Origin of the sequence: Micromonospora sp. LOL_015, from assembly GCF_048060275.1 — a bacterium.
Taxonomy (GTDB): Bacteria; Actinomycetota; Actinomycetes; order Mycobacteriales; family Micromonosporaceae; genus Micromonospora_E.
Genome location: NZ_JBHMIO010000010.1, coordinates 105,425 through 127,463, shown reverse-complemented (window position 1 = coordinate 127,463; position 22,039 = coordinate 105,425). Strand labels below are relative to the sequence as shown.

The window sequence follows — 22,039 nt, the reverse complement described above, 5'->3', positions numbered from 1 at the left end:
ATGGCTGAAGCCCTCGCGCCGGCCACCGCCGAAGTGACGCAGTTGCCGACGGCGCCCATCTTCCTGGTGGGCTGCCAGCGCTCCGGCACCACCTTCCTGCGGCTGGTGCTCGACTCGCACTCCCGAATCTCCTGCGGACCGGAGACCCGGTTCCTGCCGGACCTGCGACGCATCGTCGGCTCCGACTGGGAGCGACTGGCCCGCTTCGGCTTCACCCGGGAGGACTGGCTGCGCCGCATCGCCGACTTCTTCGGCGGCGTGCACGCCGACTACGCCACCGGCCGGGGCAAGGCCCGGTGGGCCGACAAGACCCCGCTGTACGCGATCTCGCTCGACTTCGTCACCGAGGTCTTCCCGGACGCGCAGATCGTGCACGTGATTCGAGACGGCCGCGACGTGGTGGTCTCGCACCGCAAACGGTTCGGGTACTGGTCGGCGGTGAAGTGCGTGGTCAAGTGGCCGCGCTACATTCGTACCGCTCGTGCGGTGGGTGCCACCCTGCCGGCTGACCGCTACCACGAGCTGCGCTACGAGGATGCGGTACGTGAGCCGGAGAAGTCGATGCGCGCGCTGTTCGAGTTCCTCGGCGAACCGTGGGAGGAAGGCGTGCTCGACTACGTCGACAAACCGCATGACGTGGCCGGAAAGTACACCAGTGAGGCGGACCGACGCCGTGCCTCCGCCGGCACCGACTCGGCCATCTACCGGTCCCGCGTCGGCAGCTACCGCCGGGAGCTGGACCCGTTCCTGCGGCTGCTCGTCGCGGTCTTCTCCGGGCGGATGCTGCGCGAGCTGGGTTACCGATGAACACTGCGACGCGGCCGGACACCGTGGCCCGGCGCTGGGTGGCGGCGGCGCTCGGCGGGCTGTTGCTCCTTGCCGGCTGCACCAGCGCCGACGAGGACACCACCCCGCCACCGGTGCCGCCGACCGGCGCGCCGCTGCCGAGCCTGCCGCCCTACCCCGAGGACACCCACCCGTTCGGCGCGCACTGGGACTGGAACCGGTACGACGAGTTCCTCCCGTACCTGCGCAAACTGTCCGGGTCCGCCACCTACCATGAGATCAGCTGGTGCAGCATCGAGCCGACCCAGGGGCAACAGGACTGGTCGGCCCTGGACCAGATTGCCCAGCGCAGCCGGGTACTCGGCATCGCGCTGAACATCAAGATCCGGACCGAGATGTGCTGGGCCACCGGGGGCACCCCGGAACACGTCCGCGGTCAGGCCAACAAGACCGAGTCGACGATGCCGCTGGACATGGCCGCCTATCGGCAGTTCGTCGGTGACGTGGTGCGCCGCTACACGCCCTACGGCGTCCGCCAGTACGCAATCGAGAACGAGGTCAACGCCCCGCAGTACTGGCGCGGCACCCCCGCGGAGTACGTCGAGCTGGCCACCGCCGCCGCTGAGGCGGTGCACGCCGCGAACCCGGACGCGGTGGTCGTCGACTCCGGCATCAGCAGTGTCGCGTACGGCTTCGGGGTGGTCGACCGGCTGGTCCAAGCCGGCCGCAACGACGAGGCGATCGCCGCCTACAACGCGTACTTCCAGCGGCGGATCGGCACCCGGGGCCGCAAGATCCCCGAAGTGGACACGATCGAGACGCTGCGGACCGCGCTCGACAACGAGACCAACGTACGTAACGTCGCCTTCCTGGCCGCGACCGAGCAGCTGATCGACGACGGGGTGGTGCAGCTACGTCAGGTGCACTACTACGAGCACTTCGACGGCGTACCGGCGCTGCTGGACTACCTCGCGGCACAGAACCCGGTCAACGTGCCGATCGAGGCGTGGGAGGTCGGGCAGTTCTGGCGCGACGGCGACGGCGACGACGTCAGCCGGGCCGAGGAGGTCGTCAAGGTCTCCACCATGCTGCTGGCCGGCGGTATCCGACAAGTGATGTGGCTGCCGCTGGGCTACAGCCCGAACAACCGGGCCGGCAGCGAGGTTCGCTACGGCCTGCTCGACCCCGATGGTACGGAACGTGAGGCTGGCCGGATGTTCGAGAGCCTGGCGGTGGCGGCCCGTGGTGCGACCGTCACTCCGGTCCGCCGGGACGGGCTGATCGGCGTCGCGTTCCAGCAGGGCGAGGAGAGCACCCTGGTCGTCTGGTCCGGCGAGGTCAACGACGCGGTACGGGTGTCTGCGGTGCCGAGCCTGCACGCCGGGCCGGCCGGCGCCTCGCCGACCAAGACAGCGGCCGAGGTGACCGTCACCGACCGGCCGGTGCTGTTGCGCGCCACCGGCACCCCGGAGTCGATCCTCGCCGACATCGACTGATCAGCCGTACCCCCGGCGGTGGAGAATGGTCAGGATCTCGCGGCGGACCTGCCGCGGCTCGGTCACCAGCCGGCGGTGTGCGAACCGCACCACCTGGATGCCGACAGTGGCCAGCAACGCGTCACGCCGTAGATCGATCTCACGCTGGGCAGGGCTGCCGTGCGAGGCGGCTCCATCGAGCTCGAAGTCAATCCGTTCCCGCTCGGCGTACACGTCCAGGTAGATGGTGCGGCCGCCGACCCGGACCGGATACTGCCGCTGGAATTCGGGCATCCCGGCACCGACGAAGACGTGCTCGTGGCCCCAGATCTCCAGCTGGCTGCGGCAGCCGGCGGCGAGCTTCGCCAGCAGCGTCCGCAACGCGGCCCGGTCGGTGAGTCGCGGCAGCTCATTGAGAGTTGCGCAGATCCGGTCCGCGTTCGTCCACCTGTCGTTGACAGCCCGGATCAGCGGAGCCGGCCGGTCGGCGGCCGGCAGCAGCGGCCAGGACTCGACAAGACTCCGTTCCAGCCGCGTCACCGGCGCCTCGTCGCGTACCACCACCTGCGGCGGACCGACGGTGAACGCCGGTCGATGGTGCACGGTCAGGCCGGCCTGGCTGCGAATTCCCACGCCGATCGGCACCGTCAGGTGCAGTACCTCGGCAGTGGGTTGCTGGCGCAGCCCCCAGAGATCGAGTGCGGTGGTGTGGCTGAACGCGACCCGACCGGCGGCGTGGGCCAGCACCGCATGCCGACGCAGCTGCGGTGCGAGCAACTGGATCGACGACACTCCGCCACGGTCGTCGTCGATCAACTCGGTGGTGACGTAGACGCCCGGCAGAACGCGCCGCAGTCGACCGGCGCGTACCGCGTCGTCCAGCGCCCAGCGCGGCACCATCTGAAGGGCCTGGCGACGGGTCACCACACCGCCGCTGCGCCGGCACAACTCCTCGATCACCTCGTTCATGCCCGGCTACGATGCCGCGACCTAAGCCATCAGACGACCCAGGTAGAGCCACGCTGTGGACAACTGCTCGACTGTGGATCAGGTGGCGGGTTCCTCGGCGACGCGCTACCGGACCATGATCACTTGATGCTCTGCTGGGCGCTCACCGGCGTGTCGGCCGAATTTCCGTCATCTGATCATGAAGGGCAGCTACTGATCATGAGGCAGCGGGCTGCTACTCCGGATCGGGCCGACGGTCGTAGGCGGCCAGAGTCGCCTTGTTCGTGCTGGCATCCTGGAATACCAGCTCCCACGGGCCGGTGTTGACCTCCATCTCCTTGCCGAACCCGATCCACTTTCCGGTCAGCCGACGCCCGGTAGGCTCGGCCAGCAGTTGGATCGCGCCATGGTACCGGGCGCCGCGGTAGTAGCCCTGCGGCGCGGTCTGCTCGATCCAGGTCCCGGTGACCACATTGCCGTCGACGGTCAGGTCCATGGTGAGCGGCGCATCGGAGGAGTTGGGCAGACTGCGCACGGTGAGCCGGTCACCGTGCTGCAGCAGCACGACATAGTGCCGACCGGTGAACGTGGCACCACGACCCGAGCTGTGATACTCGTACCGGGACAGCCACACTCCGGAGTAGTTGCCGGTCGGCGCGGTCCATGGGGCAGGGCCACCGCGCGGCACCGGGGTGGACGCCTGCCCGGTCGCCGGCACCTGAGCACCCCGAGCTTCGTCCCCGCCCTCGCCACCCCGGCCGCCGGCACCATCCTCGCCGGCGTCGGCGCTGCGGGCATGCGGGACCGCCACAGTGAAGCCGAGCGAGCTGATCGGCAGGCCGGTGACCGATTCCAGGGCACGCGCGTACGCCGGACGGGGCGAGGTGATCGCCCCAGCCTCCCAGCGTTGCACGAGGCGCTTGTTCGCATCGTTGGGCATTCCGGCGCGATCCCCTGCCTGCCGCAGCGCGCGGGCGAAGTCGTCCTGACTCATCAGCAGGCCCATCCGCACAGCCCGCAACGTCGCGTTCGGAGTGGTCGTCATGCGAGTGATCGTAGCCCTTGTGTCGCCGGAATGTCGCCCTGCAGGTCGCCGGAACGTCGTCCCATGGAAGCCGTCGCGCGGGGCGACAATTCGGCGACATCCTTGTTTTCGTGGCAGCCGGCGCGACCGCCGGCGCGAGCAGGCAGGAGACATGCGATGGCAGAGGTTCAGATCCTGGTGATCGGGCCACGGCAGCTACCCGCCAGCGGGACGGTCGAGGTGTGGGCCGACGCAGGCAGCGGCGCAACTGGACAGCGAATCAACATACCGGTGACCGACCTGCAGACAGCCGAACTGGACAGTGGATCAGGCAGTTCGGCTGTCTACGTACTCCGCCCCCGTGGCTGATGCGACCGGCGCGGGGGCCTCGCCAGCGAGTGAGCGGGTCAGCCGCGCGGCTGGAGGAGAAAGACCGGGTGGCGGTCCACTTCGGTGCGAAACCCGGATGGACCGTCGCCGGGGGTGGCGTCGAAGGCCTGCCGGACGAACGGGATGAACCCGAACGCGCGGCGGTAGCGATGCAGGACGTCCAGTTTGGTCTCGCCGTCGACCTCGACGAGGCCGACGGTGCGGAACCGCTGTCCGCGACCGAGTTCGGCGCGGCCGTTGGCGCGGATGTTGCGCACCCACTGGGTGGCACCGAACGGTGAGACGAGCCAGTCGAGGTCGGCGTGCCGCAGCGTGACGACCGGCACGGTACGCGGCAGGCCGGTGCGCCGGCCCTGGGTACGCAGCAGGGTCAGCGGCCCCATCGGCACCCCCCAGCTGAGTAGCCGGTACGGGATCCGGCTGACCCGCTCCACCCCGGCGGGCAGGGCAGCGGCGTTCACGACGGGGCCACCGTGGTGGTGGCTTCCCGTTCGGCGAGGCGGCGGGCGGCCTGGCCGAGCATCCGGCCGTTGAGGCGGATGGACCGGGTCCGGGGCAGCAGCCGGGTCATGATCCGCATCGACCGGCCCGGGATGTGGGTGGGCCGACCGCGCAGGAACGCGGCCACGCTTTCGCGTACGGCGTTCTGGACCGGCTGGGGCCGGATCGGCATGGCTGCCCGGTCGATGCCGAGGGCGTCGATGATCGGGGTGTCGACATTGCCCGGCAACAGCACGGTGACGGCCACACCTGCGGCGGCGAGTTCGTGGTGCAGGGCCTCGCCGAGGTTGAGCACATAGGCCTTGGCCGCGCTCTCGTGGGCCATGTTCGGCAGCCCGTGCACCGCACCCAGTGACGACACGAGGATGATGCCGCCTCGGCCGCGGGCGACGAACCGCCGCCCGAAGGCGTGGGTCAGATCCAGGTGTGTGGTGGCGTTGACGGTGAGCCGGCGGTGCAGGTCGCCGAGGTCCTGGTCGAGCAGTGGTCCGGGTTGGCCGGTGCCCGCGTTGGAGACCAGCAGGCCGACGTCGAGATCCGCAGTCGCGTCGACGAGCTCGACAGCGGCCTCGGTCCTGCCGAAGTCGACGGTGACCACCCGGCAACTAATGCCGTGGGCACGGGTCAGCGCGGTGGCGAGGATCTCGAGCCGGTCGGTGGATCGGGCCGCCAGGACAAGGTGCAGCCCGGCAGCGGCGAGGTACTCGGCGAACGCCTCACCGATGCCGGATGAGGCACCGGTGATCAGCGCCCACGGGCCGTAGGATCTGATTTCAACCATGATTTAGACTGTAGTCTGGATTCTGATCCAGGACAAGCGGATAGGCTGTGTCAACGTGAAGACCCCTCCGGCTGACCTCGCGCGACGCCTGCTCGACGTCAGCGAGCAGGTGCTCCACGGCGACCCCGCGCCCCGGCTGGAAGACATCGCCGGCATGGTCGGGGCGTCGCGGGCGACGTTGTACTACTACTTCGCGGGCCGCGACGACCTGCTCGCGTTCCTACTGACCGCGCACGCCCAGGACGGAGCCGAGGCGGTACAGGCGTCGGTAGACCCCACCGACCCGCCCGAGCGGCGACTACGGGCGATGGTGGCGGCTCTCGCCAGCTACTTGTCGCAGCACCCCGGGATCTGCGCCGGCCTGCTCAGCGCCCTCGGTTCCACCGGCCGGATGACCGACGTCATGGCCGCCAACGACAGATGGATCGCCGGCCCGCTCCGGGAACTCCTCGCCGAAGCAAAGGCCGACACAGACGGCGCAGTCACCGTCGCAGACATCGCCAACGCTGCCGACACCGCCAACGCCGTCCTCGGCGCGTTGCTGCTCGCCGTGCTCGGCCGGTCCGTCGCCGGGGCCGACCCCACCGACACCCGGTTCCGCGACCACCTCACCGACCAGGTACTGCACGGCGTACTCACCCGTGCACCAGCCGACGGTTCCTGAACCTGGCCTTGCCGCCGGATCATGATCACTTGATGCTCTGCTGGGGGCCTGTCGGCGTGTCGGCCGAACTTTCGTCATGTGATCATGAAGCGGTGGGCGGCTGCTCCGAGGTCGCTACGGGCAGGACACCGCCCTGGCGGTGATGTCCGAGTAGACCCGGCCGGTGAGCCCGAACACCCGCTCCCCCGATTGCTGCAGCGGATCCTTGCGGAACTCCAAGCACGCGGCCGTCCGACAAAGGGAGCAGAAAACCGCCGCTACCCCGCAGAACACGAGCAGCAGGGAGGCAGCGGCACCCAGCGGCTCACGGGGTCGAGACGGCAACGGACAACCGCCATTCTGGCCGGAGACACCCAGTGTCTCAGCCGACGGCAGGCCCCGGCCGGGATCAGCGGAGCCGCGATCGAGCGTCGGTCAGCTCCGGGGCGACCAGGTGTGCGGCCAGCCGAGCAGGTCGGCGAGGTCGGCGTTGTGCGGGGCGAAGTAGCTGCCGAGCTGGGCGCGCAGCTCGTCGGTCAGCTCCCCCGGCCCCTGGTCGGTGCGCCGGGTGTGCTGGGCGAACCCCGCCGGGGTGAACGGATCCAGGTCAAGGAAGCGCAGCACCCGGTCGTAGACGCCGGCCGGGTCGACGTACATGTCCTCGCTGCGCAGCACCAGCAGCCGATCCGCCGGTAGGACGGCGTACCAGCGTTGCAACTGCTCGGCGTAACGGCCCCGGGCCAGGTACGAGTGGTTGCGCAGCGCGGTGTGCGCGGCCGGACTGCCCGGCCCGTCGCGCAGCGCGTCGGCCAGCCGCCGCTCCTCGGCGGCGACCGCGTCGGCGAACGACAACGGCTCGGCACCGTACGAGCGGGTGTGCAGGTAGTGCGAGTAGGCCCGCTCGACCGGGTCGCGCAGCAGGGCGATGCAGCGGGCCTGCGGCAGGTCGGTGGCGACCCGGGCCGGCACGCTCGGGTGAAACAGGTAGTACGGACTGGCCTCGAAGCTGCGGACCCCGGCCGGGCGGGCCGGGAAGTGCGCCTGATACCAGCGTTCCCCGCGTCCGTGGTGGATGCTGAAGTACTGCAGTTCCTTGCCGGTGGCCGGGCGCACCTGCGGATGGGCGGCGAGATAGTGGTGCAACGAGGTGGTGCCGCAACGTTGTCCACCGATGATCAGGAAGTCCGGCAGGGCACCCAGCTGGCCGGGCACCATCGTGCGCGCCCAGGCCCGCGCCCCGCGTACCGTACGGCGCAGCCGGTCGGTGGTCCCCCGGTTGCCGGTCATCGTGCCGCCTCCTCCAGGTTCGCCACCGGTGCACCGGGCCGGTCCGGGCCGTCCGCCCCGCCGAGCCGGCCGACCCCGCCGCGCCGGCCACCCCGGCGCAGGGTACGCAGCACCATGATGTCCTCCCGGCTCAGGCCCAGCGCCAGCACGACGCCCACGTAGACGGTCACCACCACCGGCAGCCCGACCAGCAACTGCTCCGGCCAGCCGGGCAGCAGCAGCCGGACGACCAGCCCGGCGGCCAGCGCGACCAGCCCGGCGGCGAGCCCTTTGAGCATGCCAACGGTCACCGGCACCGCCCGGATCAGGGCCCGCACCTGCAGCACCCGGGCGACGTTGACCACCGCCAGGGAGATCGCCCAGGCGACCGCCGCGCCGATGATCCCGTACGCCGGGATCAGCCACAGGTTGAGCAGGATGTTCAGCAACAGCGCGGCGATGTTGTCGTACATGTTGATCGCCACCCGGCCGGACATGTTCAGCACCGTGCCGCACGGCCCGGTGGCCGCGTTGACCAACTGCCCGACCGCGAGGACCAGGGTGACCGCAGCGCCGGCGGCGAACCCGCCGCCGAAGACCGTCAGCAGGCTCTCCGGGAAGACCAGCAGCGCCACGAACGCCGGCAGCGACAGCCGCACCACCCAGCCGGTGGCGGCGCCGTAGATCCGGCGTACCTCGTCGGCCCGCCCCTGGTGGTGCAGGTACGCCAGGTACGGCCCGAACGCGGCGTTGATCGGGGCCAGCACGAAGATCGCCACGGTGACCAGCCGGGTGGCGACGTTGTAGACGCCGATCTCGTCGTTGGCGAAGAAGCCGAGCATCAGGGTGTCGACCCAGATCAGGCCGGTCGACGACAGCGACGACACCCAGCTCACCGTGGAGAAGCTGAACAGTTGCCGGGGCCGGTAGACGACCGGGCCCGGCGCGACCCGGCGCATCAGCCGGGCCAGCGCGCCGAGGGCCAGCAACGCGGCCGACCAGCCGGCGATGACCAGCGCCCAGTAGCTGCCGGTGACGCCGGCGCCGAGGATCAGGGCCAGCGCGGTCAGTAGGAGCCGGGTACCCGGCTCGTAGATCTGCCCGATCAGGGTGAACGGCCGCTGGGTGCGCCAGCCCCGGGTGGCGGCGAGCGCCGCCTCGCAGACGGTCAGCGCCGGCAGGGTCAACGCCACCAGGCGCAGCCCGGTGACCAGGCCAGGGTCGTGCAGCGCGGCGGCCAACGCGGGGGCGGCCACGGCCAGCGCGACCGCGATCGCGGTCGCCGAGCCGGCGGAGATGGCCAGGCCGAGCCGGATGGTGCCACGGATCGCGGCCGGGTCGTCGTCGGCGAGGTGTACGGCGACGAACCGGGTCAGCCCGGCCCGGAACCCGGACAGCGACAGCAGGCTGAGCAGGGCCAGTACGGCGTAGCACTGGGCGTACTGGCCGACCTCGCTGATCCCTAGGAAGCGGGCCAGCAGCAGCATGACCAGGAATACCGCACCCTGATTGAGGATCGCCCCGACCAGGTTCAGCCCGCCGCCCCGGGCCATCCCGCGGATGTGCTGATCGCCGGAGTCAGGGCCCGACGGGGTGCTGGCGGCGGGGGCCGGGGGCGGCTCGGCCGTCACGTCACCGCCCCGGGTGCGGTTCGAGCGGGCCATCGGATCCGTAGACCCGGCCGCCGGCCTGGGACAGCTGACCGACCGGCGCGGCCCGACCAACCCGGCCGGCCCGGGCCACCGGGATCTCCCGGGTCTCGTCGCCGCCGGTCGGGCGGGGGCCGGGCGGCGGGTTCGGGCTGTCGGTCGACGACGCCGGGGGTTCACCGGCACGGTTGCGGGCGAGTAGCTCGAGCATCGCGACCAGGATGACGGCGAGCAGCAGACCAGCGCCGGCGACCGAGACGGTGGTGTTGATCAGACTGGTGGTACGAGAGACCGCGCGGACCGCGCCGATGCTGGCCACCTCCGCCGGGTCGGCGGCCTGGACCTGTGCGCGGGCGGACTGCAGGCCCTGCCGGGCCGAGGAGAGCGCGCCGGTGGCGGCGTCGCATTGGGCGATCAGCGCCTGATAGTCGGCCAGTTTCGGGCCGATGGTGTCGAGTTGTTTCTGCCCGGCCTTGATCGCCTCGGTGGCGGCGTCGGCGCCGCGGCCGTTGCCGACCGCCTGCATCTGCAGGCGCTGCTGGCGCAGGCTCGCCATCTCGTTGAGGGTCGCCTGGTAAATCTTGTCGGGCTGGGTGACCTTGTTCTCCTTCTCCCAGGCGGTGATCGCGGCGGTCGCGGCGGCGACGTCGGCGCTGGCCGCGGCGACCTGCTCGGTGGCGATCGCGACCTGCGAGGAGAAGAGGAACGCCAGCGCGCGTTCGACGGTCGCGGTTAGCACTGGTGAGACGGTCGCCCGGTCCGGCGAGGTGAAGGTGATCTCCATCTGGCTGCTCACGCCAACCTGGTTGACCACCAGCCCGGACCGCAGCCGGTTGGCGGCCACGCCGGTGTCGGCGACGACCTCGTCGATCACGCGGGGGGAGGTGGCGGCGGCGCTGAACGCGGCGGCGAACTGGTTGGCCGCCTGGTTGCCGGTGAACTGCTGGGCTGCGGTGCCGCCGACCAGAGCCGGGGCGGCCACGTACGCCATAGCGGTGTACTGCTGCGGGGCGATCAGCACCAGGGTCGCGGCCGCGCCCGCAGCTAGCACCGGCACACCGACCAGCAGCCACAGCCGCCGGCGCGCGATGCGCAGGTAGTCGACGATCTCCACGCTGTGGCTCCTACTCATGCCGGCTTTGTCGGTGTTCAGTACTGTCCGGCGGCCGAACGTGGTGACCGGGCCGGTGGGGTAGACGGGTCAACGATCAGGCCGCGGTCCGGGTTGCCGACGGCCGGGGTGGCCCACCCGTGGGCGATGGCGCTGGCCGCGGCGGCGAACGCGACGAAGTACCACAGCGTCACCACGTTGGAGATGACGTTGGAGCCGAGGCTGACCGCGATGAACACCACCGCGCAGCCGGCGAAACCGACCGCGGCGCCGCGTTCCAGGCTGTCCGGCGGGGCGCGGCGCAACGCCGTACGGGCGGTGTACAGCAGCAGCACCAGCATCGCCAGGTAGGCCAGCAGCCCGGCCAGACCGGTCTCCACGTACGCCCGCAGCAGGTCGTTGTGCGGCTTCTTCGCCTCTGAGGTCTCGTGCTGGGTCATGTTCGGCCCGATCCCGGTTACCGGGTTGCGGTTGGCCAGGGTGACGATCTCCGCCCAGTAGTCGACCCGCCACTGCAGGGTGTTGCCGGTCGGCCCGCCGCCGGTGGGCCGGTCCTCGGCGAGCTGGGCGAACCGGTCCCCGACCGAGGGCAGCAGGCTGACCCCGGCGACCGCGACGACCAGCAGGGTGGCGAGCATCCGACCGCTGCGGTGCAGCACCGCGACGACGATCAGCCCGAGCGCCGCGCCGAGGATCGCCGAACGGGTATTGGTCAGCATCAGGAAAACCAGGGAAAGCCCGAGCAGTATGGCGAGGACCACCTGGGCGCGCCGGGCCAGGAACCGGTAGATCGCGAACCCGAAGACGATCATGAACATCAGGTACCGGCCGAAGGTGGTCGACTGGCTGAACGGGCCGCTGACCCTGATGAACTGGCCTTTGACCTCGGACGGCACCTGCCCGAAGGCGCTGACCAGCACGGTGTAGAGCAGCGCCAGGGCCAGCGAGCCGTAGCAGGCGATCAGGATCCGCCGAACCGCCACCCGGTCGGGCATCAGTTGTTCGAGTACCACGAACATGACCACCACGGTCAGGATCCGCATCGCCTCGAGCAGGCTCGGCGTCGGCCGGTTCGCGCCGAGCGCGCTGACCAGCGCGGTCGCTCCGACCAGCAGCATCGCCCAGCCCAGCGGGGTGCCGCGCAACCGGCCGCTGCGGCGCAACTGGGCGGCGAGCCAGAGCCCGGCGGCGAGCAGGAAGAGCACCGCGACCATGGTCGACGGGTCGCTCAGCCGGGACGCCTGGTCGGTGTCCGTCCGGCCGGCGGTCGGTCCGCTCAGCTTGACCACGTCCAGCAGCGGACGCACGGCGAGCATCAGGATCACGTACCCGGAGAACCGGGTGATGGCCAGCACCCCGACGGCGGCTCCGGCGACGAGGGCGACAGGCAGCACCACACCGCGCCGGTCACCGGCGGCGAGTGCCAGGCCGACGGCAACGGCGACGGCCGCGGCGGCGGCCGCAGCGAGCACGCTGAGCAGCCGGCCCGCTGGCCGGGGTTCCCGCTGTCGTCTGGTCACCGCACGCCGATCCACTGTCCCGCTTTGCCAGTTGTCCCGCTTCGCCCGTTGTCGGGTCGAGCCGCGCCGCATACCCGGACCGCCACCGGCCCCGGGTCGGGGCGGACGGAGGTCGATCCGCCGTCCCGGTGGGCCGGCCCGGCCCACCGCCGTTCGCCGGTGGGCCGGCCTAATCTAGCTGGATCCGCAACGAGGCAGTATAGGCCGACACGCCGGGGCCGGCCATCAGCCGTCCGGTTCGCTGCGGGGCTGGCGGCGGGGCCGGATCAGCTGCGGCTTGCGGGCCGGCAGCAGATTCAGGTACAGCGCTTCCAGCTCGGCGGTGGCCGCGTCCCAGGTGTACTCGGTGCCGACCCGGTCACGCAAGGCCTTTGCGCCAATGCGCTCCGCGTCCGGATCGGCGGCCAGCTGGCGCAGCGCGCGGACCAGATCGTCGGCGTCACCATCGCGGAAGATCCGGTGACCGGGTCCGTCGGCGGCGAGCACCTCGACGTGCGGGGTGATGTCACTAGCCACCACCGGCAATCCGTAGGAAGCCGCTTCCAACAGGGTCAGCGGCAGCCCTTCCAGCCGGGACGGCTGGACGAAAGCGGCGGCGTGCGAGTAGAGCTCGGCCAGCAGATCGCCGTACGCGAAGCCGGTGAAGACTACCCGAGGGTCGTCGACGGCCTCGGCGCGTACCCGGGCCACGAAGTCGTCGCTGAACGACGATCCGCCGACGATGGCCAACCGCAGGTCGGTGTCGACCTGGCGGAATGCGCGGACCAGCAGATCCGCCGATTTCTCCGGCACGAGACGGCCGACCATCAGCAGGTACCGGCCGGGGGTGAGGCCGAAGCGGGGGCCGATCTGTCGGGCCGGGACCTGGCGCGGGATGCCGACTCCGTTCGGGATGTAGCTGGCCGAACTGCCGAACCTGGTCTGGTAGTGGTTGGCCAGACCGCGGGAGACGGCGACCCGGGCGTCGGGCACGTACCCGCTGAGCCAGTGGGCGGTACCGAGCACCGTCTGGGCGAGCCGGCTCCACTTGGCCCGCTGCTGGTCGAGGCCGTGCACGGTGAGCACCACCTTGCTGCGGGCCAGGTAGCGGGGCAGCGGCGCGACCAGGCCGGGGCCGAGACCGTGGTAATGGACGATGTCCGGCCGGTCACGCATGGCGGCCAGGGTCGAGGTGGTGGAGTGCACGATGGCGTCGAGGTGTTTGCTGGCCACGGTTCGCACCTGGCGCAGCCGTACGCCGCGATACCGGTCCATCGGCACCGACCCGTAGCTGGGCCGGCAGTACACGGTGACGTCGTGTCCCCGAGCGGCCAGCCGGCTGGCCAACTCCTCGACGTGACGTTCAATCCCGCCGTACGTCGCGGGCATCCCCTTCTGGCCAATCATGGCTATCCGCAGCCGCCGGTGCTCCGTTCCCGGTTCGACACCATGCTGGTCGACCGGATGCGAACCACCGGTCACCTGGTGGGGTACGGCCACGATGCCTCCTTGGGTCCTGCGGGTCAGCTCTGCCGCTCGGCCACCGATTCAGCCAGGACGGTCAATTCCGCGCGCGTCTCGGGGGTCAACGACGCATCGACGAGAATGGTCACCGCTTCCTGGGTACGAATCCGGATCATCTGCTCGATCACCTCGAGAGCTCCCGTGTCGGCGATGATGCTGCGCAGTTCGTCGGCCCCGGTCGGGCCCAGCTCCGGATTGCCGAACAGCTCTCGCAACCGGGCTGCCTGGCTGCGGTCCGCCAGGTTGCGGGCCTGCGCCATCATCACCGTCGACTTGCCCTCTCGCAGATCGTCGAGCACCGACTTGCCGGTAACCGCCGGGTCGCCGAACACTCCGAGTACGTCGTCACGGAGCTGGAACGCGTCGCCCAGTGGATCGCCGAAGGCAGCGTACGCGTCCAGCAGTTCGGGGCCGGCCCCGGCAAGGGCGGCACCGATCTGTAATGGTCGGGTAACCGTGTATCTGGCGGCTTTCATCCGGATTACCGTCAGCGCACTGGCCACGGAACCGTCGCCTACGCCGGACACCAGGTCCAGGTACTGCCCGGCGATCACCTCGGTCCGCATCCCAGCGAAGATCGCGTAGCCGCGTCGGATCTGCTCGGCATCGAGCCCGCACTCGTGGAACATCTGGTCCGCCCAGGCGGCGCAGAGGTCCCCGCAGAGCAGCGCGGCGTTGTGACCGTAGCGGCCGGAGTCGCCCCGCCAGGACGAGCGGGTGTGCAGGTCGGCGAAGATTCGGTGCACCGACGGCTCGCCCCGGCGACGGTCGCTTCCGTCCATGATGTCGTCGTGGATCAGCGCGAACGCGTGGAAGATCTCCAGCGCGGCGGCGGCCGCGACGATCTCCCGGCAGTCCGCTCCCCCGGCACCGCGCCACCCCCAGTAGCAGAAGACCGGGCGCAGCCGCTTGCCGCCGGCCAGGACGAACCGGCGCAGTGTGTCGTACACCCCGCGCGATGCCCCGTCCGGCCAGTGCGGATCCTGCCGGTCGAGGAACGCCGTCAGTTCGGCGTCGCACCGCTCCCGCGGCGACCCGCCGATTCGACGGGCCGGCGCCACGGTCACCGGGACACCTCCGGTGCCGGTTCACCGGCACCGAGCCCGGCCAGCTCCAGCAGCAGCGACTTGACCTCGGTGGCGGCGAACCGGTCCTGGGCCGGCGCCGGGTCCGAGCAGAGCAGCACCGGGCCGTCGGCGGGGTCCTCCGGCAGCCGGCCGTGCGATCCGCGTACCGCCCGGGCACCGGCGTCCAGCCCGACCACGTTCATCGTGTACCGCAGGCCGATCTTCTTGCGGGCCAGGGCGATCGCCGCGCGTGCCTTGGCGGCACCCGCATTGGCCGGGTCGAACAGTAGCTCCGCCGGGTCGTAGCCGGGCTTGCGGTGAATCTCCACCAACTGGGCGAAGTCCGGCGCAGCGGTGTCGTCGCGCCAGTAGTAGTAGGTGAACCAGGCCTGCGGCTCGGCCACCAGCACCAGCTCACCGGAGCGCGGATGGTCCAGGCCGGCTGCCGCCTTCCTGTCGGCGTCGAGGACCTGCGCCACCCCGGGCAGGCCGGCACAGAGCTTGGCCACCGTCGCGACGTCGGCCGGATCCCGAACGTACACGTGGGCGACCTGATGGTCAGCGACGGCGAACGCCCGCGATGTCCACGGGTCGAGGTACTCCATCCCCGCCTGGGTGTAAACCCGCAGCAGCCCTTCGGCGCGCAGCAGCCGGTTCACGTGCACCGGCTGCGACACGTCGGTGATGCCGTACTCGGACAGCGCCACGACGGTCGCGCCGCGCGCCGCCGCCGCGTCCAGCAGCGGAGCCAGCACCGCGTCGAGTTCGGCCGCCGCCCGCTGCGCGTGCGGGCCGGCGCCACCGTAGCGTTGCAGGTCGTAGTCGAGATGCGGCAGGTACGCCAGGGTCAGATCCGGCGAATGGTCGGCCATGATCTGCCGGGTCGCCTTCGCGATCCACTCCGACGACACCAGCCCGGCACCCGGCCCCCAGTAGTTGAACAGCGGGAACGTGCCGAGCCGACCGGTCAGCTCGTCGTGCAGCTGCGGCGGATCGGTATAGCAGTCCGGATCCTTGCGCCCGTCGGCGTGGTAGATCGGCCGGGGGGTGACCGTCCAGTTGACGTCCGCACCCATGGCGTACCACCAGCAGATGTTCGCCACCGTGTAGTCGGGGCGGACCCGGCGCGCGGCCTGCCACAGTTTCTCCCCGCCGACCAGGGCGTTGTGCTGCCGCCAGAGAAACACCTCGCCGAGGCCGCGGAAGTACCAGCCGTTACCGACGATGCCGTGGCCGGACGGCGGCTCACCGGTCAGGAAGGTGGACTGCACCGAGCAGGTGACCGCCGGCAGCACGGTGCCGAGCTCGGCCTGGAAGCCGGAGTCGGCGACCGCCGCCAGCCGGGGCATGTGGCGCAGCAGCCGGGGGGTCAGGCCGACCACGTCGAGTACGAGCAGCGGGTTCATGCAGCGGCCTCCGATCCTGCGGCGGTACGGGTGGCGGCGGTACGGGTGCGGGCGCTCATGCCGAGCCCGACCAGTTCGTCGCGGGCCTGGGCGAGCTCGGCGGCGATCCCGGCGGCGAGCTGGTCGGGTCCGGTGGGGCGTTGTCCGGCCGGCAGCACCCCCCAGGTGTAGGTCTCCACGTCGAAGTGGTCGCAGCCGTCGCCGTCGATGATCGCGGCGAGACCGGCCCGCAGCTGCAGCATCGTCGAGGCCAGCGGCGCGACCGGCGCGGCGTGCAGTGGCACGTGGTAGTGCACCCGCCACGGGCCGGGCAGCCCGGCGTCGAGCGCGGCGTCGAGGTCGTCGGTCGCCCCGGCGACCCCGGACCGGGTCTGGTGCAGGAACCGAGGTTCGACGTAGCCGGCGATCGCGGACCGGTCCCGCACCGGGTCGGTGACCTCCAACGCGGCCGACACCTGGACCTTGACCACCGGTAGCCCGGCGGACCGCAGCCGACCGACCGCGGCGACCGGCTCCTCCCAGGCACAGGCGAGATGGGCCAGGTCGACGCAGACGCCGAGCCGGTCGGTGTCCACCCGGGCCAGCTGTTCGGCGGCCTGAGCGGTGGTCTCCACGACGCAGCCCGGTTCAGGTTCGAAGCCGACCCGGACGGTGCGGCCGGTGTCCCGTTCGACCTCGGTCAGACCGACGGCCAGCCGGTCCAGCATCCGGGCGCAGGCGTCGGCCCGCTCGGTGTCCCACGGCTCCCGCCAGGCCAGCGGCAGCGTGGAGATGGAGCCGCGCTCGGCGTCGTCGGGCAGCAGGTCGGCGAGGATCCGGGCCAGCGCCAGGGTGTAGTCGAGCCGGCGCGGGTCGGCCCAGTCCGGGTGGTACACGGCGTGTTTGACCACCGGCGCCTGAAACGCCTCGTACGGGAACCCGTTGAGAGTGACCACTTCCAGGCCACGGTCGGTGAGCGCGGTGCGCAGCCGGCGCCGGGCGGCCGGGTCGGCGGCGAGCGCGGCGGCGGCCGGCGCGGCCAGCCACAGACCCAGGCCGAGCGGGTCGGCAGCGAGCCGGTCGCGCACCGGCACCGCGTACGTGTCGAGCTGGCCGAGCACTCCGTCGAGGTCCTCGGCCGGGTGCACGTTGGTGCAGTAGCTGAGGTGGACGGTGCGCCGACGCCGGTCGTGCAGGCGCATCAGCCACCGCCCCGCATGATCGAGCTGCCTTCGAAGGTCGGTGCGGTGGCGGCGACGTCGCTCAGGTCGAGCCGGCCGGATTGGCCGTAGAACTCCACCGGGTTGCGCCACAGCACGCGGTCAACGTCGTCGGTGCTGAATCCGGCGGCCAGCATCGCCGCGCCGGTGGTCCGGGTCAGCAGCGGATCGGACCGGCCCCAGTCGGCGGCCGAGTTGACCAGGATCCGCTCCGGGCCGTACTCCTTGAGGATCTCCACCATCCGCGGCGGCGACATCTTGGTTTCCGGGTAGATGGAGAAGCCCATCCAGCAGCCGGACTCCTTGACCAGCCCGACTGTCACCTCGTTGAGGTGATCGAGCACCACCCGGCCGGCGTCCATGCCGGACTCGGCGACCACCGCCAGAGTCCGTTCGGTGCCCCGGGCCTTGTCCCGGTGCGGGGTGTGCACCAGGGCCGGCAAATCGTGCGCGCGGGCCAACGCCAGTTGGGCGGCGAACGCCTCGTCCTCGGCCGGGGTCGTCGAGTCGTAGCCGATCTCGCCGACCGCCACCACCCCGTCCTTGACCAGGTAGCGGGGCAGTACATCGAGCACACCGGCGCAGCGGGGGTCGTTGGCCTCCTTCGGGTTCAGCGCGATCGTGGCGTGGTGCCGGATGCCGAACTGGCTGGCCCGGAACGGCTCCCAGCCGAGCAGCGAGTCGAAGTAGTCGACGAACGAGCCGACGTTGGTGCGCGGCTGGCCGAGCCAGAAAGCCGGTTCGACCAGGGCCCGGACCCCGGCGTCGGCCATCGCCTGGTAGTCGTCGGTGGTCCGTGAGGTCATGTGGATGTGCGGGTCGAAGATGCGCATTCACCCCTCCTGTCGGGTGGTGGTGTCTGCTGCGGTGCGCAGCCGCCGCAGCAGGGCGAGCGCGTCGTCCGGCAGGCTCCGGCCGGCGGCGACCCGCTCGTCGTGCAGCCCAGCGAGCATGATCAGCAGTTCGGCGTCGGCGCGGGCGTCGAGGCCGTGCACGGCAGCCAGCGGTACGCCGGTGAAGACGCACTTGAGCACCGCCTGACGCCACGCCGGCTGGTCGAGGTGGCGGGCGTACCGGCCGAGCGCGGCGGCCAGCAACCGGGTGTCGTTGGTCCGGATCGCGTCGTCGAGCAGCGGCACCGCCCGGTCACCGACCGGCAGCAGCGGCAGCGCCTTGAGCACCGCCCGACGCTCCGCGGCGTCGCCGTGGTGGTAGCAGTCGGCGACCGCGGCGGCCAACTCCGCTTCAGTCGTGACGGTGGCCAGGTCGACGAGGAGCAGCACCCGGGCGGCCTCGTCGGCCGACCAACCCGGTACGGCAGCCAGCTCGGCCCGGCCGCAGCGGCGGCCCGCGCTGGCGAACAGCATCGGCAGGCTGACCGGGTCGGTGATGATCCGGCTCCGCGCCTGCGCGAGCCAGTCCGGATCGGGTACGCCGGCCAGCGCGGCGGCGAGTCTGCCTGCGACGTCGGCGGGGTCCTCGGCGGGCTGGGCGGACCGGTTCACAGCTGGCCTCCTTCAACGACGGTGCGGGCCGAACCCGTACTGGCTGATGCCGTACCGGCCGGTCCCGTGCGAGCCTGGAGTTCGGCGGACCGGAGGAACTCGATGGACCGGGCGGCGACCGCCGGGGCGGCATGTGAATGCCGGGGCAGCTCGACGGCGACCAGGCCCCGGTAACCGGCGGCGTCGAGGGCAGCCAGCACCGGCGGGAAGTCGATCTCCCCGGTACCGAACTCGAGGTGCTCGTGCACGCCCCGGCGCATGTCGTCGATCTGGACGTTGACCAGGTGCGCGGCCACGTCGGTGACACACTGCGGCACCGGCACCGGCTCCAGGCACCGACAGTGTCCGATGTCGAGAGTGATGCCGAACCGGACCGGGCGGCCCAGCGCGTCGCGCAGCCGCCACCAGCCGGCGATGTCGGCCACCAGCATCCCGGGCTCTGGTTCGAAGCCGAGGGTGACGTCGGCGGCGTCGGCCGCCTCGACGACCGTCGCGCAGCCGGCGACCAGCCGGGCCCAGGTGGTGGCGTCGTCGACGTCGCCCGGGCGCACCCCCGACCAGAAGGAGACCGCCTCCGCGCCCAGGTCGGCGCCGATCGCCACCGCCCGGCGCAGGAAATCGACCCGACGGGCCGCAGTGTCGTGCAGCAGGGTCGGGGCGTGTTTGTGCCACGGGTCGAGCAGGTACCGCGCGCCGGTCTCGACCACGACCGCGAGGTCGAGGTCCCGCAACTGGTCGGCGACCCGGGCCACCTTGCGGGGCAGACCGGCGGCGTACGGGTCGAGGTGATCGTGGTCGAGGGTGAGCGCGACACCCTGGTAGCCGAGGTCGGCGAGCAGCGCCAGCGCGTCACCGAGCCGATGGTTGGCGAAGCCGTTAGTGCCGTACCCGAACCGCAGCCCGGCTGCCGCGTCCGGGCCGGGCCCGCCGGTTGCCGGTTCCCGCTCGCCGGCCGGGTCGGCGGTCATGTCGGGGACACCTTGCGGGCCAGCCGCCGACCGATCGGCGCGGCGGCGGAGACGGCGAGCCCAACGGCGGTGGCCAGGCCGGTGCCGGTGGCCGCCGCCCGGGCGGTGAGCGCGCCCTGCAGGGCGGGCAGACCGACGATGCCGGCGCCGACCGCCGCGCGTACCTGTTCGGGCCGGGGGTCACGGGCGACCGCAGTCTGCGCGGCACCGTATCGGGCGGCGTACCAGCCGGCGAGTCCGGCGGTGACTCCGGCCCGCCACCAGTGGGCGGAGGTGGCCTGGCGGACCGACATGGCCCGGCCGGCCGCCGGCGCGACGCTGGCCAGTGCGATGGCAGCGGTCCCGGCCAAGGTGGCCGCCGGCAGCCGGGGATCGGCACCGCTGACCTCACTACGGGACAGTTCGGTCACGGTGTAGGTGTGCGCGGCGACGGCCAGCGCGGCAGGCAGCGCGGCCCGGGTCCGGCCGGTGCCGGCCGAGCCGAGCAGGACATCGAGCCCTCGGCAGGCGGCCATCACCGCCGGGCCGGCCGGGGTGTTCTTGGCCCACAGGTCGTACGCCCAGATGGCGGCGGTCAGCGGCACGCCGACGGCGAGCGCCCGGCGGCCGCCGGTGACGGCGGTGAGCGCCAGCCCGGCGGTCGTGAGCCCGGCGGCGACACCGAGCGCGGCACCAGGTGTGACCCGGCCGGACGGGATGGGTCGCTGTGGCCGCTCGACCGCGTCGAGCTCCCGGTCGGCCCAGTCGTTGGCGGCCATCCCGGCCCAGTAGAGGCAGACCGACGCGCCGGCCAGCCCGGCGCTACGCGGGCCGAGCCCGCCGGCGGCAGCGGCCCCGGCGACCACGTCACCTGGCACGGACAGCGCTGCCGGTGCCCGGACCAGCTCGGCCAGATCCGACAGCCGTGGCGGTGTCATGCGACACCGCCCGGCTCGGCCGTCTGACCGTGCAGGTACGCGGTGAAGTCGACCAGGATCCGCCACTGGTCGCCGAGGGCGTGCGGGCCCGACCCGATCGGGTCCTTGAAGAAGAACGCCAGCTCCGGCAGGGGTCCGACGCGTCCGGCACGAGCGGCGGCGGCGGTCAGCCGGGCAAGGTCCAGCACCAACGGGGCGGCCAGTGCCGAGTCGCATCCGTGCCAGGTGAACTCCATCCGCATCCCGGTGCCGAGGAAGCCGGAGAAGGTGATCAGATCCCAGGCGGTCTTGAAGTCCCCGATGTCGTCGACGTACTCGATCCGGGTGTACCCCTGCGGCTGATAGCCGAGAATCTCGCCAAGTACCCGCTGCTTGCTGGCCGCCTTGGCCGCGTTGGCCGCCGGCTCGGCCAGGTTGGCCCCGTCGCCACCGCCCAGCAGGTTGCTGCCGGACCAGCTGCGGACCTGCAGGTTACGCAGCGCGAACATGGGTGCCAGCACCGCTTTCACCAGCGTCTCGCCGGTCTTGCCGTCATGCCCGGCGTACGGCGCCCCCCGCTGTCTTGCCAGCTCGTCGAGGGCCGGCAACCGGGCCCCCACCGACGGGGTGAAGTCGACGTAGCCGCAGCCGGCGCCGAGCGCGGCGTACGCCGCCAACGCGCTCGGCGGCAGCACCGGCGGGCCGCCGGATGCCTCGGTGAGCGCGGCGGCGAGCGCGGCCAGGTCGTGGTGCGCCGGATGCGGTGGCGGCGCCGGTTCGGTGGTCGAGACGTTGACCACCACTACCTGATCCAGGTCGTGCCGGCGGCGGAAGGCGACCAGGTCTGCGGCGATCGCCGCCGCTGTCTCGGCCTGGGTGGCCCCGGCCGGCAGCGGACGCAGCTGTGCTTCCAGACCGGTCAGCTCGGTGTGCAGGGCGGCGACCAGCCGCCCCGGGACCACACCGGCGCTGGCCAACGCGTCGGCCTTCTTCACCAGCGGCGTCGCGGCGATGTCGTGGCCGCCGAAGACGAGATCGGTGAAGTTGGGCAGGGCCGAGCCGCGCAGCGGCGGCAGTTCGGTGACGCAGCCGGTGGTGTCGGCCAGTCCGGCGCGCACGGCCAGCGCGCCGACGATGCTGGTGACCGCGACCGAGCCACGGGCTCCGATCAGCCAGACTCCGGTACGCATTCCTGCCTCCCAACGCCCGCCGCTGGCGGTGCTCGTTCTGCTGCCGGTTGTCTGCCTTGCCGGTTCGGCAAGGCCCCGTCCGTCCGGGCGCGCCAGGGTGGCACCACCGTCGACGGCGCCGAGGTCGGCGTCAACGACACCGTCGCGGGCCCGGTCGACCGGACGGACGGGGCTGTGGCAGGCAGGGACGTTCGGCGTTCGGCCCTGCCTC

Annotated in this window: 21 protein-coding genes; 4 read left to right on the top strand and 17 right to left on the bottom strand. The window is 71.7% G+C overall.

Going from position 1 to position 22,039, the window contains the following annotated elements:
* Window positions 1-807, top strand: coding sequence for a sulfotransferase family protein (locus tag ACFHWU_RS11970; RefSeq protein WP_416554513.1), 807 nt, complete (start codon window positions 1-3; stop codon window positions 805-807).
* Complete coding sequence (locus ACFHWU_RS11965) at window positions 804-2,282, top strand: hypothetical protein (protein WP_416590575.1); 1,479 nt, start codon at window positions 804-806, stop codon at window positions 2,280-2,282. The genes ACFHWU_RS11970 and ACFHWU_RS11965 overlap by 4 nt, the downstream gene beginning before the upstream one ends.
* Here ACFHWU_RS11965 and ACFHWU_RS11960 read toward each other — a convergent pair whose 3' ends face one another.
* Window positions 2,283-3,230 carry a DUF559 domain-containing protein gene (locus ACFHWU_RS11960; protein ID WP_416554509.1) on the bottom strand — a complete coding sequence of 316 codons (948 nt, stop codon included), beginning with the start codon at window positions 3,228-3,230 and terminating at the stop codon, window positions 2,283-2,285.
* 214 nt (window positions 3,231-3,444) lie between these two features.
* Complete coding sequence (locus ACFHWU_RS11955; protein WP_416590574.1) at window positions 3,445-4,254, bottom strand: helix-turn-helix domain-containing protein; 810 nt, start codon at window positions 4,252-4,254, stop codon at window positions 3,445-3,447.
* Between the two features lie 156 nt (window positions 4,255-4,410).
* On the opposite strand from ACFHWU_RS11955, the gene ACFHWU_RS11950 reads away from it, so the two are divergent.
* The gene (locus ACFHWU_RS11950) at window positions 4,411-4,602 is read left to right on the top strand and encodes a hypothetical protein (protein WP_416554505.1); all 192 of its coding nucleotides are present in this window, start codon (window positions 4,411-4,413) and stop codon (window positions 4,600-4,602) included.
* 38 nt (window positions 4,603-4,640) lie between these two features.
* Here the strand turns inward: ACFHWU_RS11950 and ACFHWU_RS11945 are convergent, their stop codons facing one another.
* Both ACFHWU_RS11945 and ACFHWU_RS11940 read right to left on the bottom strand, forming a co-directional pair.
* The gene (locus tag ACFHWU_RS11945; RefSeq protein WP_416554503.1) at window positions 4,641-5,084 is read right to left on the bottom strand and encodes a nitroreductase family deazaflavin-dependent oxidoreductase; all 444 of its coding nucleotides are present in this window, start codon (window positions 5,082-5,084) and stop codon (window positions 4,641-4,643) included.
* Window positions 5,081-5,905: an SDR family NAD(P)-dependent oxidoreductase gene (locus ACFHWU_RS11940; RefSeq protein ID WP_416554501.1), complete on the bottom strand. Its 825-nt coding sequence runs from the start codon at window positions 5,903-5,905 to the stop codon at window positions 5,081-5,083. The genes ACFHWU_RS11945 and ACFHWU_RS11940 overlap by 4 nt, the downstream gene beginning before the upstream one ends.
* Before the next feature lie 55 nt (window positions 5,906-5,960).
* Between ACFHWU_RS11940 and ACFHWU_RS11935 the strand changes: the two genes are divergently transcribed.
* Entirely contained in the window at window positions 5,961-6,569 is a 609-nt protein-coding gene (locus tag ACFHWU_RS11935; protein ID WP_416554499.1) for a TetR/AcrR family transcriptional regulator, read from the top strand.
* Between the two features lie 414 nt (window positions 6,570-6,983).
* Here the strand turns inward: ACFHWU_RS11935 and ACFHWU_RS11930 are convergent, their stop codons facing one another.
* The 13 genes from ACFHWU_RS11930 to ACFHWU_RS11870 all read right to left on the bottom strand — a co-directional run bounded on the left by ACFHWU_RS11930 (window position 6,984) and on the right by ACFHWU_RS11870 (window position 21,828).
* Window positions 6,984-7,835, bottom strand: coding sequence for a sulfotransferase (locus tag ACFHWU_RS11930; protein ID WP_282231720.1), 852 nt, complete (start codon window positions 7,833-7,835; stop codon window positions 6,984-6,986).
* Window positions 7,832-9,478 (bottom strand): oligosaccharide flippase family protein, encoded by a 1,647-nt coding sequence (locus tag ACFHWU_RS11925; protein ID WP_416590573.1) that lies wholly within the window; start codon window positions 9,476-9,478, stop codon window positions 7,832-7,834. The genes ACFHWU_RS11930 and ACFHWU_RS11925 overlap by 4 nt, the downstream gene beginning before the upstream one ends.
* On the bottom strand, window positions 9,447-10,595 hold the full coding sequence (locus tag ACFHWU_RS11920) for a Wzz/FepE/Etk N-terminal domain-containing protein (protein ID WP_416568105.1): 1,149 nt from the start codon (window positions 10,593-10,595) through the stop codon (window positions 9,447-9,449). Before ACFHWU_RS11920 ends, ACFHWU_RS11925 begins: the two co-directional genes overlap by 32 nt.
* 17 nt (window positions 10,596-10,612) lie before the next feature.
* Window positions 10,613-12,094, bottom strand: a complete 1,482-nt coding sequence (locus ACFHWU_RS11915; protein ID WP_416590572.1) for an O-antigen ligase family protein — start codon at window positions 12,092-12,094, stop codon at window positions 10,613-10,615.
* Between the two features lie 225 nt (window positions 12,095-12,319).
* A complete protein-coding gene (locus ACFHWU_RS11910; RefSeq protein WP_416590571.1) occupies window positions 12,320-13,573 on the bottom strand; it encodes a glycosyltransferase family 4 protein in 1,254 nt (417 codons plus the stop codon).
* Between the two features lie 23 nt (window positions 13,574-13,596).
* Window positions 13,597-14,664, bottom strand: coding sequence for a polyprenyl synthetase family protein (locus ACFHWU_RS11905; protein ID WP_416554488.1), 1,068 nt, complete (start codon window positions 14,662-14,664; stop codon window positions 13,597-13,599).
* Window positions 14,661-16,070, bottom strand: a complete 1,410-nt coding sequence (locus ACFHWU_RS11900; RefSeq protein ID WP_416554486.1) for an alkaline phosphatase family protein — start codon at window positions 16,068-16,070, stop codon at window positions 14,661-14,663. Before ACFHWU_RS11900 ends, ACFHWU_RS11905 begins: the two co-directional genes overlap by 4 nt.
* Window positions 16,067-17,251 (bottom strand): metabolite traffic protein EboE, encoded by a 1,185-nt coding sequence (gene eboE, locus ACFHWU_RS11895; protein ID WP_416590570.1) that lies wholly within the window; start codon window positions 17,249-17,251, stop codon window positions 16,067-16,069. Before eboE ends, ACFHWU_RS11900 begins: the two co-directional genes overlap by 4 nt.
* Window positions 17,251-18,102, bottom strand: coding sequence for a TatD family hydrolase (locus ACFHWU_RS11890; protein ID WP_416590569.1), 852 nt, complete (start codon window positions 18,100-18,102; stop codon window positions 17,251-17,253). Before ACFHWU_RS11890 ends, eboE begins: the two co-directional genes overlap by 1 nt.
* Window positions 18,103-18,774: an EboA domain-containing protein gene (locus ACFHWU_RS11885; protein ID WP_416554480.1), complete on the bottom strand. Its 672-nt coding sequence runs from the start codon at window positions 18,772-18,774 to the stop codon at window positions 18,103-18,105.
* Window positions 18,771-19,742 carry a sugar phosphate isomerase/epimerase family protein gene (locus ACFHWU_RS11880; protein ID WP_416590568.1) on the bottom strand — a complete coding sequence of 324 codons (972 nt, stop codon included), beginning with the start codon at window positions 19,740-19,742 and terminating at the stop codon, window positions 18,771-18,773. Before ACFHWU_RS11880 ends, ACFHWU_RS11885 begins: the two co-directional genes overlap by 4 nt.
* A complete protein-coding gene (locus tag ACFHWU_RS11875) occupies window positions 19,739-20,659 on the bottom strand; it encodes an SCO3242 family prenyltransferase (protein WP_416554476.1) in 921 nt (306 codons plus the stop codon). Before ACFHWU_RS11875 ends, ACFHWU_RS11880 begins: the two co-directional genes overlap by 4 nt.
* The gene (locus tag ACFHWU_RS11870; protein WP_416554474.1) at window positions 20,656-21,828 is read right to left on the bottom strand and encodes an inositol-3-phosphate synthase; all 1,173 of its coding nucleotides are present in this window, start codon (window positions 21,826-21,828) and stop codon (window positions 20,656-20,658) included. Before ACFHWU_RS11870 ends, ACFHWU_RS11875 begins: the two co-directional genes overlap by 4 nt.
* Window positions 21,829-22,039 lie beyond the last annotated feature (211 nt).

Coding starts and splice junctions, on each gene's coding strand:
- ACFHWU_RS11930 (WP_282231720.1), bottom strand. CDS start 7,835: ATGACCGGCAACCGGGGGACCACCGACCGGCTGCGCCGTACGGTACGC.
- eboE (WP_416590570.1), bottom strand. CDS start 17,251: ATGCGCCTGCACGACCGGCGTCGGCGCACCGTCCACCTCAGCTACTGC.
- ACFHWU_RS11920 (WP_416568105.1), bottom strand. CDS start 10,595: ATGAGTAGGAGCCACAGCGTGGAGATCGTCGACTACCTGCGCATCGCG.
- ACFHWU_RS11940 (WP_416554501.1), bottom strand. CDS start 5,905: ATGGTTGAAATCAGATCCTACGGCCCGTGGGCGCTGATCACCGGTGCC.
- ACFHWU_RS11880 (WP_416590568.1), bottom strand. CDS start 19,742: ATGACCGCCGACCCGGCCGGCGAGCGGGAACCGGCAACCGGCGGGCCC.
- ACFHWU_RS11900 (WP_416554486.1), bottom strand. CDS start 16,070: ATGAACCCGCTGCTCGTACTCGACGTGGTCGGCCTGACCCCCCGGCTG.
- ACFHWU_RS11870 (WP_416554474.1), bottom strand. CDS start 21,828: ATGCGTACCGGAGTCTGGCTGATCGGAGCCCGTGGCTCGGTCGCGGTC.
- ACFHWU_RS11965 (WP_416590575.1), top strand. CDS start 804: ATGAACACTGCGACGCGGCCGGACACCGTGGCCCGGCGCTGGGTGGCG.
- ACFHWU_RS11890 (WP_416590569.1), bottom strand. CDS start 18,102: ATGCGCATCTTCGACCCGCACATCCACATGACCTCACGGACCACCGAC.
- ACFHWU_RS11955 (WP_416590574.1), bottom strand. CDS start 4,254: ATGACGACCACTCCGAACGCGACGTTGCGGGCTGTGCGGATGGGCCTG.
- ACFHWU_RS11950 (WP_416554505.1), top strand. CDS start 4,411: ATGGCAGAGGTTCAGATCCTGGTGATCGGGCCACGGCAGCTACCCGCC.
- ACFHWU_RS11875 (WP_416554476.1), bottom strand. CDS start 20,659: ATGACACCGCCACGGCTGTCGGATCTGGCCGAGCTGGTCCGGGCACCG.
- ACFHWU_RS11970 (WP_416554513.1), top strand. CDS start 1: ATGGCTGAAGCCCTCGCGCCGGCCACCGCCGAAGTGACGCAGTTGCCG.
- ACFHWU_RS11960 (WP_416554509.1), bottom strand. CDS start 3,230: ATGAACGAGGTGATCGAGGAGTTGTGCCGGCGCAGCGGCGGTGTGGTG.
- ACFHWU_RS11925 (WP_416590573.1), bottom strand. CDS start 9,478: ATGGCCCGCTCGAACCGCACCCGGGGCGGTGACGTGACGGCCGAGCCG.